Raw genomic sequence first — 17,185 nt, 5'->3', positions numbered from 1 at the left:
TTATCGTCAGTCGAATTCATTAATAAGAAGAAAATTCAGTATGAGTAAAGAAAGCATTCAAGAAGCAGTTCACAAAAATCTGGAAAAATATTTCCGCGATTTGGGCGAACAACCCGCTTCGAATATTTACGATATGGTGGTGTTGGCGGTTGAAAAACCGATGTTAGAAATGGTCATGACACGCACCGATAGCAATCAATCTCAGGCTGCAGACATGCTCGGTATTAATCGCAATACTTTGCGCAAAAAATTGCAGCAACACGGTCTTCTTTAATTTTATTTCAATCTCTTTAATTTCTTTGTCATGATCAAACAAGCTCTCCTGTCCGTATCGGACAAAACTGGTGTTCTCGAATTTGCCCGTGAACTCAATGCCATGGGCGTCAAACTGTTGTCCACAGGTGGTACAGCAAAACTCTTGGCTGACAATGGTTTGCCAGTGACTGAAGTCGCTGATTACACAGGTTTTCCAGAGATGCTCGATGGTCGTGTCAAGACTTTGCATCCAAAAGTACACGGCGGCATTTTGGCACGTCGTGACTTTCCTGAACACCAAGCGGCCTTGGAAAAGCACGGTATTCCAACGATAGATATGGTGGTCGTCAATCTCTATCCATTCCAAGCTACTGTGGCAAAAGCAGAATGTTCTCTGGAAGACGCGATTGAGAATATTGATATCGGCGGCCCAACCATGTTGCGCTCATCTGCGAAAAATCATAAAGACGTAGTCGTAATTTGCGATCCTAGTGATTACTCAACAGTCTTAGCGGAAATGAAGGCAGGTAATAATGTGGTGTCGTATGACACTAAGTTTATGTTGGCGAAAAAAGTATTTGCACACACCGCACAATACGATGGCGCGATCACCAATTATTTGACCAGTTTGGGTGAAGATAAAGCGCATACAACACGCAGTGCGTATCCACAAACTTTGAATATGCATTTCGAAAAAGTGCAAGAAATGCGTTACGGTGAAAACCCACATCAATCTGCTTCTTTCTACCGTGATCTGGCGCCAGTCGCAGGTGCATTGGCGAACTATGTGCAATTGCAAGGCAAGGAACTGTCTTACAACAACATCGCTGATGCGGATGCAGCATGGGAATGCGTCAAGTCTTTCGACACAGGCGCGTGCGTGATCGTCAAGCATGCGAATCCATGTGGCGTAGCCATCGGCGCGACTGCATTGGAAGCCTATAGCAAAGCATTGCAAACAGATCCAACTTCCGCGTTTGGCGGCATTATTGCGTTTAACACCGTATGTGATGGCGCAGCAGCAGAAGCAGTCGCAAAACAATTCGTGGAAGTTTTGATCGCTCCTTCATTTACAGCGGAAGCAAAACAAATTTTCGCTGCGAAGCAAAATGTACGTTTGCTAGAAATCCCATTGGGCGCTGGCGTGAATCAATACGACGTTAAACGTGTTGGCGGTGGCTTGTTAGTGCAAGCGCCAGATGCGAAAAACGTCTTGCCTGCTGATGTACGCGTCGTCAGCAAATTGCAACCGACACCGCAACAAATGGCCGACATGATGTTCGCATGGCGTGTCGCTAAATACGTCAAATCCAACGCGATTGTGTTCTGCGGTAACGGCATGACTTTAGGTGTGGGCGCAGGTCAAATGAGCCGTATCGATTCCGCACGTATCGCTTCGATTAAAGCGCAAAATGCGGGTTTAACGCTGCAAGGTTCAGCAGTCGCGTCTGACGCATTCTTCCCGTTCCGTGATGGTCTTGATGTCGTCGTCGATGCAGGCGCAACCTGTGTAATTCATCCAGGCGGTTCTATGCGTGATCAAGAAGTGATCGATGCTGCGGATGAGCGTGGTGTGGTGATGTTGTACACCGGCGTGCGTCACTTCCGTCATTAAAAGAATGCGCCCATAATCAAATTCTCGGGCGCATTTCAGCGTTGCAAATACTCGCAATACCGACGTATTGCTGTGTTTTGCGCCTTGAACTGCATCTCGATACTCGAATTCCAAGCGCATTATTGTTAGCTTATTTTTTGCCCTAGCCTAAGGCGATTATTCTGTGGGAAGAACTCATACGTGAAAACCCAAGTTCTGCGTATAATTTGCTAACGATCATTCATCAGAAGCAAGCACAAATGAAAATCCTCGGCATCGATCCCGGTTTGCGCACCACAGGTTTCGGTGTCATCTATAAGCAAGGCAGTAAGCTCACTTACATCGCCTCAGGTACCATCAAAACAGTCGAAGGCACTTTGCCTGAGCGTTTGAAAACTATTCTCTCGGGTGTTACCGAAATCATCCAAACCTACCAACCCGATTGCGCCGCAATTGAAAAGGTATTCGTTAACGTCAATCCTCAATCTACACTTTTGCTCGGGCAAGCACGTGGCGCCGCGATCTGTGCTTTGGTGCAAGCTGAACTCATTGTTGCTGAATACACCGCGCTGCAAGTAAAGCAAGGCGTGGTTGGTCATGGCAAAGCTAAAAAAGAACAAGTGCAAGACATGGTGCAGCGCTTGTTGTCTTTATCTGGAACGCCTAGTAGTGATGCTGCCGATGCGCTGGGCGTGGCGATTTGTCATGCGCATAGTGGGGATACTTTGAAGACGCTTGGTGCGATTGCGCCTGAGTTGGCTAAGAAGGGTTTGCGGGTTAGGGCGGGTAGGTTGATTGGGTGAGTTTGTTTAATCAAAAGAGGTGGCTCGGATGAATTGGAAAGTACGTTCTACAATTGAACCTGTAATTGCCCGTAGAGACGCATATTTTTACTTTTGTTTGTCAGTTGCTTTTTCAGCTTTTTCTTTTTTTGGCTCAACTTATTTATATCTGTCGGTTGGGGGTATTTTTTTTCTGATCACCGGTTTGTTGTTTTTGTTTGTAATTGTTTTCCCCGAACGATCCATGAGAGGTATACGAATAATCGACGATGGCTTTGAATTCGCTAATACGTTTAGGCTTCGAGAGATAGTACGATTTCAGGATATTTACTTGATTGAGGCAAGCAGTTTTGAATCACCGGAGACGGGTGAGCGAGATATTATGTTAAGGATTCACTCTGCTAGTTCTACAGTGGTCGTGTTTGAAAGAGATTTATTGCGAACTGGATTGTTGGACAGACTAAAGGCAATTTCGGGATTTGATCAAACGCGAATGGCAGAGGCGCGAAATATTAAGTCCAACTGGTACGACTTCTTTTCAAATAAATACATTGTGGTTTTTGTTAGATGACTTTGTATTCTCTTTGGGCATGGAGCCGCTGTCATATTAACTTCTGGGTTATTTTTTCGTTCGCAGGTCGGGTGTGGCTCGACAGCCACTCACTTTCTTTGCTTCGCCAAAGAAAGTAAGCAAGCAAAGAAAGGCGACCACGCTGCCACTGGCCTTCGGCTTCCCACTTGTGCAAGACAAAAAATGGGAAAGCTTCGAAACTCGCTACGCTCAAACAACGAAGCTTTCTTTATCCATTTTCTGTCTTGCACAAGTGGCAGTGTCAGAAGTGGGTAAAGGTCAAAAAACAAAGTCAAAAGCAACGGCAACTTCAAAACAATCAGAACCAACGGTCGTATATTTTTCTAACATCAGTTGTAGGTCGTTGTTTTTGACTTTGACCTACCCCCGTTTGAGACGATGTAATTTGTGCGTCACAGAAAATGGATAAGAAAGTGTTGTTGTTTGAGCCAAAGGCGAGTTTCAACACTTTCCCATTTTTTGTGACGCACAAATTATGCTGAAGCGAAGCGTAAGCACCCCGCAGGGGCGAGTCTACGGTCGCCTTTTTTGGATTACCTTTTTTGGCGAAGCAAAAAAGGTAATTGGCTGTCGGGCCACACCCGACCAGCAAACGTTCAGTTGAGCTAATCAGTGGTAAGAGTTGAAATCAACAATTCAACAACTCAACAAAAACATCGCCACCACAAGACTTCAAGAATAGTTTACTATCACTGTTTATTTATACAGTACGAAAGCCCAGCATGATAGGTCGCATCGCCGGAACCCTGATCGAAAAGAATCCACCGCAAATCCTAGTTGATTGCCAAGGCGTTGGCTATGAAATCGACGTCCCTATGAGCACTTTTTATAATCTGCCGGCAATTGGCGAGAAGGTGGCTTTGTTGACACATTTAGCAATTCGTGAAGATGCACATGTGTTGTTTGGTTTTGGTACCGCTGAAGAGCGGGCGACTTTCAAACAGCTAATTAAAATCAGTGGCGTCGGTGCGCGTACCGCTTTATCCATTTTGTCGGGGATGTCGGTGGCAGATTTGTCGCAGGCCATAACGTTGCAAGAAGCTGGGCGCTTAACGCGAGTCCCGGGGATAGGTAAAAAGACCGCAGAGCGTTTGTTGTTAGAACTTAAAGGTAAGCTGGGTGCGGATCTGGGTGCTGCCGGTGTGGCTGCCGCTGCGGGCGATCATAGCTCGGATATTTTGAATGCCTTATTGGCGCTAGGTTATTCTGATAAAGAAGCCTTGGCCGCATTGAAATTGGTGCCAGCAGGATCAGGTGTTTCGGATGGCATCAAGGCTGCTTTGAAAGCTTTGTCGAAGAGCTAAATACAAGTAGAACCATATGAGCATACAAACTGACAATCTCACCTCGCAACTTGTTGATACGCGCATTATCGCGGCAACGCCGTCCTCTCCCAATGAAGAGGCGATTGAGCGCGCTTTGCGCCCTAAGCAACTTGATGAATATGTAGGTCAAGAAAAAATCCGCGATCAGCTAGAGATTTTTATCGGTGCTGCGCGTCAGCGAAAAGAAGCACTTGATCACACTTTGTTATTCGGTCCACCCGGTTTGGGTAAGACTACCTTGGCACATATTATCGCGCGCGAGATGGGCGTGAATTTGCGTCAAACATCTGGCCCCGTGTTGGAGCGCGCGGGTGATTTGGCTGCTTTGTTGACGAACTTAGAAGCGAATGATGTGCTGTTCATTGACGAAATCCATCGCTTGTCGCCTGTAGTGGAAGAAATTTTATATCCTGCTTTAGAAGACTACCAAATCGACATTATGATCGGTGAAGGGCCTGCAGCGCGTTCAGTCAAACTTGATTTGCAACCTTTTACTTTGGTGGGTGCGACTACGCGCGCTGGGATGTTAACCAATCCTTTGCGAGATCGCTTTGGGATCGTGGCACGATTGGAGTTTTATACTTCGGAAGAATTAAGTCGTATCGTGACCCGTTCGGCGTCCTTACTTGAAGTGCCGATCAAAGATGATGGTGCATTTGAAATTGCCAAGCGTGCGCGCGGCACGCCGCGGATTGCTAATCGCTTGCTACGCCGCGTACGTGACTATGCGCAAGTCAAAGGTAATGGCGAAATTACCAAAGCTATGGCCGATGCTGCTCTAAAAATGCTGGATGTCGATGCGGTTGGTTTTGATTTGATGGACAGAAAACTGCTGGAAGCGATTTTGTTTAAATTTGGCGGTGGTCCAGTCGGTTTAGATAATGTCGCCGCCGCCATCGGCGAAGAGCGCGACACCATCGAGGACGTGTTAGAGCCATATTTAATTCAACAAGGTTATTTGCAACGTACGCCACGTGGGCGTATCGCCACTGCCAGTGCTTATGAGCATTTTGGTTTGACTGCACCGCGCATGAATCCGAATGGCGATTTGTGGGGAGCGTAGTTCGACTACTTTGTTTTGTATGATTTGATGTTTATTGTTGTTTCTTTTTTATGTAATTTTCTTTTTGCATATAGCCGACAGCATCTAGCTAAAGATTTCCTTCGCTTAGATTTACTAATTTGAATGGCTTTTGACTGTATTAAAATCCATACTCTGTATTAAAAACGGTACGGATTACGGATTCTCTTTATTTTCCCTATGCGTGTCGAAGCTTATCGATACGAAAAATTTCTTCTTGTATTTATTTCGATACAGTCTATTCTGTTAGAATTCCCGCGTATATTGCTAAGTCATTGATTTTGCTCGGTGTGTATCGCCTGAAGAACTTGGCATGGCAATTGCTATTTCAATGCAGTTGATGATTTTTTGAGGTTGCTATGCTGCAAAGTATGCTGCAAGAGGCGGGACGCGCTGGGGCGCTACTGACAATAGATTTACGCGCGCTTCGTGCGAATTACCGTTATTTGCAAGGGCGCTTAGGCAAAGCGGCCTGTGGCGCTGCAGTGAAAGCCGATGCTTATGGCTTAGGCGCGATTCCTGTGTCTAAAGCTTTGGTGGATGAAGGTTGTCGCCATCTATTTGTGGCGCAGCTGGAAGAGGCGATTAGTTTGCGTGCCCATATTCCACGTGATGTGGCGATTTATGTCATGCATGGCTCTCCAGTGGGTTACGAAGCGGAGTTTATTGAATATGGCTGTACGCCAGTGTTAAATAGCCTCGACCAAATTACTGCATGGCGCAAGCTCGCGCAGGAAAGGCAAGAAAGATTGCCTGCTGTGATACAGATTGATACCGGCATGGCGCGCATGGGTTTGTCGCAAGCGGAACTCATTACTTGGCTAAATGATTTTAGTATTACCGATGGGATTGACGTGCGTTACGCGATGAGTCATTTGGCCTGCGCAGAAGATCAACTTGATCCTATGAATCAAATGCAGTTGAAGAGCTTTCAACATTTATTGGCGCAGTTGCGTCAACATTATCCCGCTTTAAAAGCGAGCTTTTCTAATTCTTCAGGCATTTTCTTGGGCACTGATTTCCATTTTGATTTGGCTCGTCCGGGCGCGGCTTTGTATGGTGTTGCACCTGTTGCTGGGCAGGCTAGTCCTATGCATTCAGTGGTGCAGCTGCAAGGTCGAATTATTCAGACGCGCGAAATTCCTATGGGTGCCAGCGTCGGTTACAGCAAAACGTGGCGCGCAACACAACCATCTAAAATCGCAACGGTGTCAGTTGGTTATGCTGACGGTTGGTTACGTAGTTTGAGTAATTGTGGTGTGGCACATATCGCTGGCGTGGAAGTGCCTATGGTCGGTAATGTGTCGATGGATACGATCACCTTGAACGTGAGTCATGTCGATCCACAACTTTTATATCCGGGCGCATTGGTAGATCTGATTTGCCCAAATAACACGGTGGATCAGGTTGCGAAACGCGCTGGCACCATCGGTTATGAAATCTTGACCAGTTTAGGCCCGCGCTATCAACGTCATTATGTTGATTAAATAGTTCGGATTGGAACCGCAGAGGCGCAGAGAACGCAGAGGTTCTGTAAGAAATACACTCAGCGTACTCTGCGCCCCCGCGGTAAAAAAGAATTTTTCGTATTAAAGCATTCAGATATTTTATTGGAAAACAACATGAAAATAGTCATCTTGGGAGCAGGCGTTATTGGTACCTCCACCGCTTATTACCTTGCCAAAGCTGGGCATGAGGTGACGGTGATTGAACGCCAAAGCGGCGCTGCCTTGGAAACCAGTTTTGCGAATGCAGGTGAGGTTTCTCCTGGTTACTCTGCACCATGGGCTGGTCCAGGTGTGCCGATGAAGGCGATCAAATGGCTGATGATGGAACATAGTCCATTGGCAATTCGTCCGAGTATGGATCCCGCGATGTGGCGCTGGGTGTTTCAGATGTTGATGAACTGCACAACCAAGCGTTATGAGATCAATAAAGGCCGTATGTTGCGCATGGCGCAGTACAGCCGCGATGTGTTGCAGCAATTGCGTGAAGACACTGGTATTTCCTATGACGAACGTACGCAGGGAACTTTGCAGTTATTCCGCAATCAACAGCAACTTGATGGTTCACAAGCCGACATCGATATCCTGAAACGCTATGGCGTGCCATATGAGTCTTTAAGTGGCGACGAATGCTTACGGGTTGAACCTGCATTAAAAAATGTGCGTGAAAAATTCGTCGGTGCCTTGCGTTTGCCGGGTGATGAAACGGGTGACTGCTTCAAATTCACGCAGAATTTGGCGAAGCTGGCAGAGGGCTTGGGCGTGAAATTTGAGTATGGCGTCAGCATAGAACGCATCATTGCTGAGGGTGATCAAGTCAAGAGCGTGCAAACTTCCAAAGGCCAATTCATTGCGGATAAATTTGTCTTAGCATTGGGTAGCTACTCGCCAATTTTGTTGCGTGAATTAGGTATTAAGATTCCGGTGTACCCGATCAAAGGCTATTCGATCACTGTACCGATTACGGATGCAGCAGGTGCGCCAGAATCGACGGTGATGGATGAAACCTACAAAGTCGCAATTACGCGCTTGGGCGACCGAATTCGCGTTGGCGGCACGGCTGAAATCACAGGCTACGATTTGCGTTTGCGTGAATCTCGTCGTAAGACTTTGGTGCATTCAGTCACTGATTTATTTCCGCATGGTGGCGATGTTAGTAAAGCCGAATTCTGGACTGGCTTGCGTCCAATGACTCCGGATGGCACACCGATTGTCGGCCCTACACCGTATCGCAATTTATTTCTGAATACCGGCCACGGTACTTTGGGATGGACCATGTCTTGTGGTTCAGGTCAATTCTTGGCGGATTTGATTTCCGGCAAGAAGCCAGCAATCTCGACCGAGGGCCTGTACATGGATCGTTATGGCAGCATGAATCGCCCGATTGCGATTTAAGAAGCATTGAGGCGCAGAGAACGCAGAGTGACTTGTGTATTTTCTTTGCGTTCTCTGCGCCTCGGCGGCAAGATGTTTTTGATTTCTTAATTCAGAAGGTCAAGTAAAGTATGCGCGTCAATATTCCCTTTGAAGATCGAGTCGGTATCGCTCACGAGATTCTCGCGGTATTGGCGCGGCAGGGTTTGAACGTGCAAGCGGTGGAGGTTGATCCGCCGAATATCTATATCGACATTCCCGAGTTAAAACAAAGCATGCTCGCTAGTCTGCAAGCTGATTGTGATCAAGTCGCTGGTGTTGGGACGATAGAAGTCGTTGATATTTTGCCGGGCATGCGTCGCAGTCTTAATCTCGATACCATCATGGCGGTGATGGAAGATCCAGTGCTGGCGATTGATGCTTTAGGGCGCATCGTGATCGCCAATGCCGCAGCAGCGGAAGTGGCGCGCTGTACGGAAAAAGAACTCTGCCAAAAATCTTTATATCAAGTGCTGCAAGATAGCACGATCCAACACGAATTAATTGCCAACGAATTTTGCGCACCTACGCGCGAAGTCTTGTTGAATGGCGAGCCTTTTATGATGGACGTCACGCCCGTGTTTGAGCCATTATCTGCCGGTACAGCGAGCGACGGCAAAGCTGTTGGCGCGCTCTTGACCTTGACTGCGCCTAAGCGAATTGGTGAGCGTTTGCATGCGATTTCACGCGCTGAGATAGGTGGCTTTGAAGCCATTATCGGTGATTCTGAACAAATTCGTGTCTTGAAAAAACGCGCAGCGCGGGTTGCTGTAGTGGATGCGCCTTTGTTGATTACGGGCGAAACGGGAACGGGAAAAGAGTTGCTGGCGCAAGCTTGTCATGGCGTTAGTGCGCGTAGTCATGCACCGTTTCTCGAATTGAATTGTGCCGCTTTGCCTGAAAGTTTGGCTGAGAGCGAATTATTTGGCTATATGGCGGGCGCTTTTACCGGTGCGAATCGCGGCGGTAAGCCCGGCTTATTTGAAATGGCCGACGGTGGTACGGTCTTTCTGGATGAAGTTGGTGAGATGTCTTTGTACTTGCAGGCGAAATTGCTACGATTTTTGAACGATGGGAAATTTCGTCGTATCGGCGGTGATAAAGAAATTCAAGTCGATGTACGTATCATCAGCGCGACCCATCGTAATTTACGCAAGATGGTGCAAGAAGGCAGCTTCCGTGAAGATTTGTTTTATCGTTTGAATGTTCTGCATTTAGAAATGCCGCCATTGCGTGAACGCGCTGACGATATTTTGTTATTGGCACGCCACTTCATTGAACGCGCTTGTACGCAAGCACAAAAGCCAGTCTCGCGTCTCAATCAAGCAGCGACGACTGCGATGCTGAATAATCGCTGGCCGGGCAATGTAAGACAGTTGCAGAATGTAGTTTTTCGCGCGATTACGATGTCTGACCAACGTGTGCTGGATGCTGCCGATTTGGATTGGGCGGAAGATTCTATGCAGGCAGATACGGTCGTTTTTGAAGAGGCGGAAACCTGGGAGGCTTCCGTCAATCAATTTGAATCAGCTTTGCTCAGCAAGCTTTATCAAGAATTTCCATCTAGCCGAAAATTAGCCGCTAGATTAGACACCTCTCATTCCATGATCGCAGCCAAATTGCGCAAGCACGGAATTCCTAAGAAGTAATCGTTACCTTGTTTTTGGATGTTTTAATTGAGACTACCGAGATCGGGAGTATCAGGATGATTAGGATCTTCGGGTAAATTCACTGTTGGGATCGTGTATTTTTCCTCTGCCCACGCACCGAGATCAATTTGCTTGCAGCGATCAGAACAAAACGGGCGATAGGTGCTCGCCGGTTCCCAAGTGACTTTAGCCCCACAGGTGGGGCAAGATACAACAGTTGCCATAGCTAGGATATTTGGTAATTAGAAATTGCAGAGAGTGAGGTCAAACGGAACGTCGCCTTCGAATGGCTTCGGTTTCATATCGCCATCTTGCGACATGATGCGTATCCACAGCATGTATTTATTCGCTGAAATTTCAGGAATTGCGCCCATGCCTTGATCGATAGAGACGCGTAGCAGTTGATATACCTTACCCTGCAACATTTGTTGGTAGCTGCCTGCTTGTGCAATTACTTTGGTGGTGCCGCCGGATTCACGCAATAAACGCAGTACGACATTAATAGCATCGAACAATGGCGCGATCGGAGCGAACCAAGCTGAAATATCGGCAAAGCGCTTTTCTGCTGGCAGTTTTTTCCAAGCGTGATAACTCGGCAAATCAAATTCACAAGCGCCGCCAGGAATGATGGTGCGGCCGCGTATGCTCATCAACCATTCATTATCTCGAATATGTTGACCTGTTTTTCCGGTCGACCCCATTAAAGTAGCGCTAGCTCTTTCAACATCATTGATGACTTGATCGAGCATATCCGCTTGTACATTAGGATTGGATTTAAAGCCGATTAGGGTATTTTTCTGTCTATCTAATTCTTGTAGTAGATCGGATTTTAAGTCAGCGCGGCCTGCCACTTCGAGCATCTCAAATATGGTGGCAATCGCGACGTGATGTTGCAGCGGATCGGACTGGTGCAAGAAAAACGAAAACTTTTCGTACAGGTCTTCTAACCGCAATAACGTGCGAATACGCTCGTTGAAAGGGTATTCGTAAACAATCAAAATAAATTCCCTGTAAATATGGTGCTCATGTGGTGCGCAATTAGTTTCACGTGATTCTGAACCAAGCTGACGAAAATTACAAACATTGTGTGCGTTTGTTTAGCCTAGTTCACATAATTTTAGGTATTTTTGATGCAGTTGCTCTACATGCTGTTTCAATGAACTGAAATTCTGTTCTGAATTAATCACATCATCCGCATGTTGCAAGCGTTGTTCTCTTGTTGCTTGTGCTCGCATGATAGCTAAAACTTGTTCACGATTAAAGTGATTGCGTTGCATTACACGAGAAATTTGCGTCTCTTCTTGGCAATCGACAACAGCGATTTTTGTTACTCTTTGCGCCCAAGTGCCAGATTCAATCAGCAGGGGAACAACAAACATCACATATGAACCTTGTACTTGACGCGCAGCTTCTTCGCAAGCAGTACGAATTTGAGGATGGAGGATGTGCTCTAAACGCTGCTTTGCCGCTGGATTGGCAAATACAAATTCACGCATTTTTTGCCGATTCATGGCGCCATCTTCGCTAATAAAATCGTCGCTAAATTCTTTTTGAATCGCAGGTATGGCCGCACCACCAGGCAGTGTCAAGTTGTGTGCAATGATGTCTGTGTCTATGATGCTGACACCCAACTCTGCAAAAAAATTGGCGACTGTCGTTTTGCCGCTACCGATTCCACCAGTTAAGCCTACGCTGAAGAAATCAAGATTGTTAGATACGATTAACGAGGTCGTTGACATCTCAATAGAACAAACCTAAATATTGGCTATTGATATTTTGTCCCCATAGCAAGGCAATTAGCCCAGCAATCGCAAGATATGGACCGAATGGAATGGGCTTCCCTTTGCCCAGTCTGCCTAAAACCATCATAGAGATGCCGATCACAGCACCAACCGCGGAAGACAGTAAGATGATTAAAGGTAGCATGCTCCAACCCATCCAAGCGCCAAGTGCTGCTAGTAGTTTGAAATCACCATAGCCCATGCCTTCTTTACCTGTGAGCAGTTTAAATGCCCAGTAAACTGTCCATAAAGACAAATAACCCGCAACCGCGCCAATGACGGCATTCTCAAGTGAAGTAAATGTGCCGTGCAAGTTCAGTAGTAATCCTAGCCAAAGTAGTGGCAAAGTCAGGTCATCAGGAAGAAGTTGGGTATCGGCATCAATAAAAGTCATCGCGATTAAAAACCAGACAAATACGATGGCGCCTAAACCAGCAGTGCCACTTCCAAAATGCCAGATCATAAGGCCGCTAAGTAGTCCCGTAATCGCTTCCACGATAGGGTAGCGTATAGATATGGGCGCTTTGCAGCCGCGGCATTTGCCGCCTATGACTAAATAGCTGATGACTGGGATATTTTCCAAGGCCGTGATTTGGTGTTGGCAATGCGGACAAGCTGAGCGCGGAACAATTAAATTGTAACGAGAAGTGTGTGCCGGTTCTTTACCTGACTCCGTGGCGACGTAGTTATCGGATTCTCGCTGCATCATAATCGGTAAACGATGAATGACGACATTGAGGAAGCTTCCGATGAGAAGCCCCAAAATTCCAAATAAGATTGTTGCTAGCAGATTTTCTGGTGCGACAAATAAAACTAAATCTAGCATTAGACCACCGAACCAAGTTTAAAGATTGGTAAATACATGGCAACAACCAAGCCACCGATGATGACACCCAGAATAGCCATAATCATTGGTTCCATTAGTGCGGATAAGTTAGCGACTGCTTCATCAACTTCTTCCTCATAAAAATCAGCTACTTTGCCCAACATTCCATCTAAGGCGCCTGATTCTTCACCAATGGCAACCATTTGCGTCACCATGCTAGGGAACACGCCAGCATTTTGCATTGCGACTGTCAAACTGGTACCGGTTGTTACCTCAGTTTGAATTTTAATTGTGGCGTCAAGATAAACCGCGTTACCAGATGCGCCACCCACAGAGTCTAAAGCCTCGACTAAAGGCACACCCGCAGCAAACATCGTTGCTAATGTACGCGTCCAGCGTGCTATCGTTGCTTTGCGAATCACAGCACCAAAAATTGGTGCTTGTAGCAAAATTCTATCCATGAATCGTTGCATCTCAAGAGAGCGTTGCCAAGATTGAAAGAAGAAATAGAGAGCACCGAAAATTCCACCAAATATGAGATACCAATTGGCTACGACAAAATCTGAAATAGCCATAACCAATAGCGTGGGGCCAGGTAAATCTGCTCCAAAGCTCTTAAATACTTCCTTAAATGCTGGCACAACCCAAATCATGATTACTGCAGTCACAATAAATGCAATCGAAAGAATCGCGATAGGATAAGTGAGTGCAGATTTAATCTTAGCTTTAATTGCTAATGTTTTTTCTTTGTAAATTGCTAGGCGCGTTAACAAATCTTCCAAAATACCCGCTTGTTCACCAGCCCCGACCAAATTACAAAATAAGGGATCAAAATAAAGCGGGTACTTGCGGAAAGCTTGATTTAAGCTAGTACCAGTTTCGATATCTGCGCGAATATCTAGCAATAATTTTGACACCGAGGGATTGGCATGGCCTTTGCCCACAATATCAAATGATTGAAGCAAAGGGACGCCAGCTTTCATCATCGTTGCCAATTGACGAGTGAACAAGGTGATGTCCTTGTCGGTAATTTTTTGACCTGAGCTATAACTTTTCTTTTTGACTTTGGTCACCATCACGCCTTGACGGCGCAGCGTGGCGCTGACAATCGCTTCGCCGCCCGCACGCAATTCACCTTTGACGGTTTTGCCTTGCTTGTCTTTACCTTCCCAAGAATAGAGATTTTCTTTAACTTGCGAAGATTTGCCGCCTTTACTTGCTGATGTTGCCATCTCGGATTCCTTGTATTTTTATTCGTTGGTGCAGCCAAGAACTTCTTCTAAGCTGGTAAGCCCTTGACGCACTTTTTGTAAGCCTGAGCGGCGTAGACCTTTGACCCCTTCCGCCTCAGATTGCTGGCGGATCTCAAGACTGGTGCCATTCGCTAGAATAATTTTTTCAATTGCTTCAGTAATTGGCATAATTTGGTAAATACCAACCCGTCCTTTGTATCCAGAGCCGCTGCATCGCTCGCAGCCGACTGGTCCGTATGGTTTCCAAGTACCGTCCAATTCTTCTTCAAGAAAGCCAGCTGCCAATAGAACTTCGTCCAAAATTTCTACAGGTTTTTTGCAGGTACATAAACGTCGCGTTAAGCGTTGGGCCGTGATCAGAATGACCGACGATGCGATATTGAAAGGCGCCACACCCATATTCATTAATCGGGTTAATGTCGATGGTGCGTCATTAGTATGGAGTGTAGAGAAAACCATGTGACCAGTTTGTGCCGCTTTAATAGCGATATCCGCTGTTTCTAAGTCACGAATCTCACCCACCATGATAATGTCAGGATCTTGGCGCAGGAAGGACTTGAGCGCGACCGGGAAGGTTAAACCTGCTTTGTCATTAATGTTGACTTGGTTCACGCCTGGTAAATTAATCTCCGCTGGATCTTCTGCGGTAGAAATATTGATCCCCGGTTTGTTGATCACATTTAAACAGGTGTAGAGCGATACCGTTTTACCCGAGCCAGTTGGCCCTGTGACGAGCACCATGCCGTATGGGCGCTGAATTGCGTCTAATAAAATTTCTTTTTGATCTGGATCGTAGCCGAGCGCATCAATACCCATTTGCGCCTGCGATCCATCCAAGATACGCATTACGATTTTTTCGCCGAATAGCGTTGGTAGTGTGCTCACACGAAAATCGATTGCTTTACTCGCTGATAGAACGAGCTTCATGCGACCATCTTGAGGGACACGTTTTTCAGAGATGTCTAGCTTGGAGATGACTTTAATACGAGAGACTAATTTATCTTTGATCGCTAAAGGAGGTTGTGCAATTTCGCGTAATTCGCCGTCAACGCGGAAGCGAATTCTGTAGAACTTTTCAAACGGTTCAAAATGGAGATCAGATGCCCCCATATTGATCGCATCAACCAACATCTTTTGCAAGAATTTAACGACTGGAGCGTCATCAATCTCAGCTGCTTGGGTGTCTACTACACCTGAGTTGAGATCTTCTTCTTTAAATTCGATGTCGTAGTCATCGCCAGCTAAATCAGAAATCGATTGTTCTGAGGTTTTGCTGATTTTATCAATCAGTTTTTGTAGCAAGTCATGCTGAACGATCACAATATCGACGCTAAGACCAGTTTGAAACTTAATTTGATCGATGGCGACTGTATTGGTTGGATCGGAAATGCCGATGGAAACCTTATTGCCTTTTTTCGATAAAGGGATGACGCGTTGAGATTGCATCATCTTTGCGTCAATGATCTTCTCTGGCAACATCGACTCATCGAACACACTCAAGTCAAGCTGCGGGTAGCCAAAGGTTTCAGAACAAAAAGTCGCTAAGTCGCGCGCATTGATAGCGCCATTTTGTAGCAATCCATCTAAAAAATTGGATTTCTCAATTTGTACCTTTTTCTGTATCGCATCAAGTTGCGCAGCGGTAAGCAAATTTGCTTGTGCTAAAGCACGCGCTAAGCCCGAGGCAGGTTGAATCGAAGCCGAATTTGGTGGGACAGCTGACATAATTTTTATAAGGAAAGAAGAGGTATCAAAGCTTGCTTTGTGATAATGCAACTAAGTAAGACTTTTGTAAACAGGGATATTGCTTCATGTGCATATGTTTACGCAGTAATTGTTGAGGGATTTAGCGTCAATTAGCTTACTTCTGTCGTGAATTCACTTCAATCTGCTAGAGATGCGTCCGGCTGTGCTATTGAGAACATGACATTGAATTAGGTCTACTAACACCTTGCAGTGTCGTATAAACACGATACAGCTAGATAGAACTTGATGAGCTTCAGCAGCACTTCATTAATACCAAAAGCTGTCTGTAGAAGGAATGCACGCGCCACCTGTATTTTCGGCGCGTGATAATTTTAGAGCGGTTTTGTATGCAGAAATCCAAGATTACAGTAAGTAGTGTCGCCTAGTGATTGCGATTCACTGCAAGATTGGCGAGGTCGAGTAAAGCCTGTTTAAAAGGCGTATCGGGTAAATCTTGCACCGCTAGTGCAGCTTGTTCTGCCGCCTTATCTGCTTGCGTTTTGGTGTAGGCCAAGGCTCCAGATTGAGTGATCGCATGCAATATGGCATCGAATTTCGATTCATCACCTTCTTCGATACATGCTTTTACTAATGCACGTTCTTCTGCGCTGCCATTTTTCATCAAAAAAATCAAAGGTAAGGTTGGCTTACCTTCGCGTAAATCATCACCTACATTTTTCCCGATTTCTTCTGCTTTACCAGAATAGTCTAAGACATCGTCAATGAGTTGAAATGCGGTCCCCAGTGAACGCCCATATTCGCCAGCAGCTGCAATTTGGATTGAATTCGCCCCACTAATCAACGCGCCGATTTCTGCAGCGGCTTCGAATAGCTTTGCTGTTTTGCAGCGAATCACCTCTAAATAGCGTTCTTCGGTGACATCTGGATCATGCATGTTCAGTAATTGCAAAACTTCACCCTCGGCAATCACATTTGTCGCATCTGCCAAGATTTGCATAATTTGCATGCTGTTGATAGACACCATCATTTGAAACGCGCGTGAATACAGGAAATCACCTACCAAGACAGAAGCAGCATTGCCAAATAAGGCGTTTGCAGTTTGTCTTCCACGTCGCATCGACGATTCGTCGACAACATCATCATGCAATAAGGTCGCGGTGTGAATGAATTCGACAATTGCCGCTAAATCGTAGTGGTACTTACCTTGGTAGCCATAAGCATTCGCCATCAGTAGAACCAACACGGGGCGTATGCGTTTGCCGCCCGCATTAATAATATATTCAGAAATTTGACTAACAAGCGCTACATCGGAATGCAACTGTTGGCGTATAACCAAGTTCACTGCATCCATTTCAGGAGCGATTAGTTGATTAATAGAGTTTTGGTTGGGCGTGGCAGACAAGGGCGTATCCTGCAATAGCA

At 46.0% G+C, this 17,185-nt stretch carries 16 protein-coding genes; 9 read left to right on the top strand and 7 right to left on the bottom strand.

Annotated features, from left to right (window positions below; genetic code table 11):
- Positions 1-40 precede the first annotated feature (40 nt).
- From IE103_RS11110 to IE103_RS11075, 9 genes are all read left to right on the top strand, one after another.
- Entirely contained in the window at positions 41-274 is a 234-nt protein-coding gene (locus tag IE103_RS11110) for a helix-turn-helix domain-containing protein (protein WP_186892113.1), read from the top strand.
- 30 nt (positions 275-304) lie between these two features.
- A complete protein-coding gene (gene purH / locus IE103_RS11105) occupies positions 305-1,870 on the top strand; it encodes a bifunctional phosphoribosylaminoimidazolecarboxamide formyltransferase/IMP cyclohydrolase (RefSeq protein WP_189346170.1) in 1,566 nt (521 codons plus the stop codon).
- 239 nt (positions 1,871-2,109) lie between these two features.
- Positions 2,110-2,652, top strand: coding sequence for a crossover junction endodeoxyribonuclease RuvC (gene ruvC, locus IE103_RS11100; RefSeq protein WP_189346169.1), 543 nt, complete (start codon positions 2,110-2,112; stop codon positions 2,650-2,652).
- Between the two features lie 28 nt (positions 2,653-2,680).
- Positions 2,681-3,202: a hypothetical protein gene (locus tag IE103_RS18425; protein WP_229827230.1), complete on the top strand. Its 522-nt coding sequence runs from the start codon at positions 2,681-2,683 to the stop codon at positions 3,200-3,202.
- Between the two features lie 743 nt (positions 3,203-3,945).
- Complete coding sequence (gene ruvA, locus IE103_RS11095; RefSeq protein WP_189346168.1) at positions 3,946-4,527, top strand: Holliday junction branch migration protein RuvA; 582 nt, start codon at positions 3,946-3,948, stop codon at positions 4,525-4,527.
- Positions 4,528-4,543: 16 nt separating this feature from the next.
- Positions 4,544-5,611, top strand: coding sequence for a Holliday junction branch migration DNA helicase RuvB (gene ruvB / locus IE103_RS11090; RefSeq protein WP_189346167.1), 1,068 nt, complete (start codon positions 4,544-4,546; stop codon positions 5,609-5,611).
- Between the two features lie 377 nt (positions 5,612-5,988).
- Entirely contained in the window at positions 5,989-7,116 is a 1,128-nt protein-coding gene (gene alr / locus IE103_RS11085) for an alanine racemase (RefSeq protein ID WP_229827229.1), read from the top strand.
- 135 nt (positions 7,117-7,251) lie between these two features.
- Positions 7,252-8,529: a D-amino acid dehydrogenase gene (locus tag IE103_RS11080; RefSeq protein WP_189346166.1), complete on the top strand. Its 1,278-nt coding sequence runs from the start codon at positions 7,252-7,254 to the stop codon at positions 8,527-8,529.
- 110 nt (positions 8,530-8,639) lie between these two features.
- Positions 8,640-10,196 carry a sigma-54-dependent transcriptional regulator gene (locus IE103_RS11075; protein ID WP_189346165.1) on the top strand — a complete coding sequence of 519 codons (1,557 nt, stop codon included), beginning with the start codon at positions 8,640-8,642 and terminating at the stop codon, positions 10,194-10,196.
- A gap of 23 nt (positions 10,197-10,219) precedes the next feature.
- Here the strand turns inward: IE103_RS11075 and IE103_RS11070 are convergent, their stop codons facing one another.
- The 7 genes from IE103_RS11070 to ispB all read right to left on the bottom strand — a co-directional run bounded on the left by IE103_RS11070 (position 10,220) and on the right by ispB (position 17,165).
- Positions 10,220-10,420 carry a DNA gyrase inhibitor YacG gene (locus IE103_RS11070; RefSeq protein WP_189346164.1) on the bottom strand — a complete coding sequence of 67 codons (201 nt, stop codon included), beginning with the start codon at positions 10,418-10,420 and terminating at the stop codon, positions 10,220-10,222.
- 18 nt (positions 10,421-10,438) lie between these two features.
- On the bottom strand, positions 10,439-11,194 hold the full coding sequence (gene zapD, locus IE103_RS11065; protein ID WP_189346163.1) for a cell division protein ZapD: 756 nt from the start codon (positions 11,192-11,194) through the stop codon (positions 10,439-10,441).
- Between the two features lie 99 nt (positions 11,195-11,293).
- Positions 11,294-11,935: a dephospho-CoA kinase gene (gene coaE, locus IE103_RS11060; protein ID WP_189346162.1), complete on the bottom strand. Its 642-nt coding sequence runs from the start codon at positions 11,933-11,935 to the stop codon at positions 11,294-11,296.
- A 1-nt stretch (position 11,936) separates the two neighbouring features.
- A complete protein-coding gene (locus tag IE103_RS11055; protein WP_189346161.1) occupies positions 11,937-12,803 on the bottom strand; it encodes a prepilin peptidase in 867 nt (288 codons plus the stop codon).
- Positions 12,803-14,035 carry a type II secretion system F family protein gene (locus IE103_RS11050; RefSeq protein WP_189346160.1) on the bottom strand — a complete coding sequence of 411 codons (1,233 nt, stop codon included), beginning with the start codon at positions 14,033-14,035 and terminating at the stop codon, positions 12,803-12,805. Before IE103_RS11050 ends, IE103_RS11055 begins: the two co-directional genes overlap by 1 nt.
- Before the next feature lie 18 nt (positions 14,036-14,053).
- The gene (pilB, locus tag IE103_RS11045) at positions 14,054-15,781 is read right to left on the bottom strand and encodes a type IV-A pilus assembly ATPase PilB (RefSeq protein ID WP_189346159.1); all 1,728 of its coding nucleotides are present in this window, start codon (positions 15,779-15,781) and stop codon (positions 14,054-14,056) included.
- A gap of 403 nt (positions 15,782-16,184) precedes the next feature.
- Positions 16,185-17,165, bottom strand: coding sequence for an octaprenyl diphosphate synthase (gene ispB, locus IE103_RS11040; RefSeq protein ID WP_189346158.1), 981 nt, complete (start codon positions 17,163-17,165; stop codon positions 16,185-16,187).
- Positions 17,166-17,185: the final 20 nt, after the last annotated feature.

It is taken from the genome of Affinundibacterium macrobrachii (assembly GCF_014652415.1).
In the GTDB taxonomy this organism is placed as follows: Bacteria; Pseudomonadota; Gammaproteobacteria; order Burkholderiales; family Burkholderiaceae_D; genus Undibacterium; species Undibacterium macrobrachii.
The sequence above is the reverse complement of the archived record's forward strand: the minus strand, read 5'-3'. Positions and strand labels throughout refer to the sequence as shown.

Bases quoted from the DNA above. Each gene is read 5' to 3' on its own strand.
- IE103_RS11110 (WP_186892113.1), top strand. From the start codon at position 41: ATGAGTAAAGAAAGCATTCAAGAAGCAGTTCACAAAAATCTGGAAAAA.
- purH (WP_189346170.1), top strand. From the start codon at position 305: ATGATCAAACAAGCTCTCCTGTCCGTATCGGACAAAACTGGTGTTCTC.
- ruvC (WP_189346169.1), top strand. From the start codon at position 2,110: ATGAAAATCCTCGGCATCGATCCCGGTTTGCGCACCACAGGTTTCGGT.
- IE103_RS18425 (WP_229827230.1), top strand. From the start codon at position 2,681: ATGAATTGGAAAGTACGTTCTACAATTGAACCTGTAATTGCCCGTAGA.
- ruvA (WP_189346168.1), top strand. From the start codon at position 3,946: ATGATAGGTCGCATCGCCGGAACCCTGATCGAAAAGAATCCACCGCAA.
- ruvB (WP_189346167.1), top strand. From the start codon at position 4,544: ATGAGCATACAAACTGACAATCTCACCTCGCAACTTGTTGATACGCGC.
- alr (WP_229827229.1), top strand. From the start codon at position 5,989: ATGCTGCAAAGTATGCTGCAAGAGGCGGGACGCGCTGGGGCGCTACTG.
- IE103_RS11080 (WP_189346166.1), top strand. From the start codon at position 7,252: ATGAAAATAGTCATCTTGGGAGCAGGCGTTATTGGTACCTCCACCGCT.
- IE103_RS11075 (WP_189346165.1), top strand. From the start codon at position 8,640: ATGCGCGTCAATATTCCCTTTGAAGATCGAGTCGGTATCGCTCACGAG.
- IE103_RS11070 (WP_189346164.1), bottom strand. From the start codon at position 10,420: ATGGCAACTGTTGTATCTTGCCCCACCTGTGGGGCTAAAGTCACTTGG.
- coaE (WP_189346162.1), bottom strand. From the start codon at position 11,935: ATGTCAACGACCTCGTTAATCGTATCTAACAATCTTGATTTCTTCAGC.
- IE103_RS11055 (WP_189346161.1), bottom strand. From the start codon at position 12,803: ATGCTAGATTTAGTTTTATTTGTCGCACCAGAAAATCTGCTAGCAACA.
- IE103_RS11050 (WP_189346160.1), bottom strand. From the start codon at position 14,035: ATGGCAACATCAGCAAGTAAAGGCGGCAAATCTTCGCAAGTTAAAGAA.
- pilB (WP_189346159.1), bottom strand. From the start codon at position 15,781: ATGTCAGCTGTCCCACCAAATTCGGCTTCGATTCAACCTGCCTCGGGC.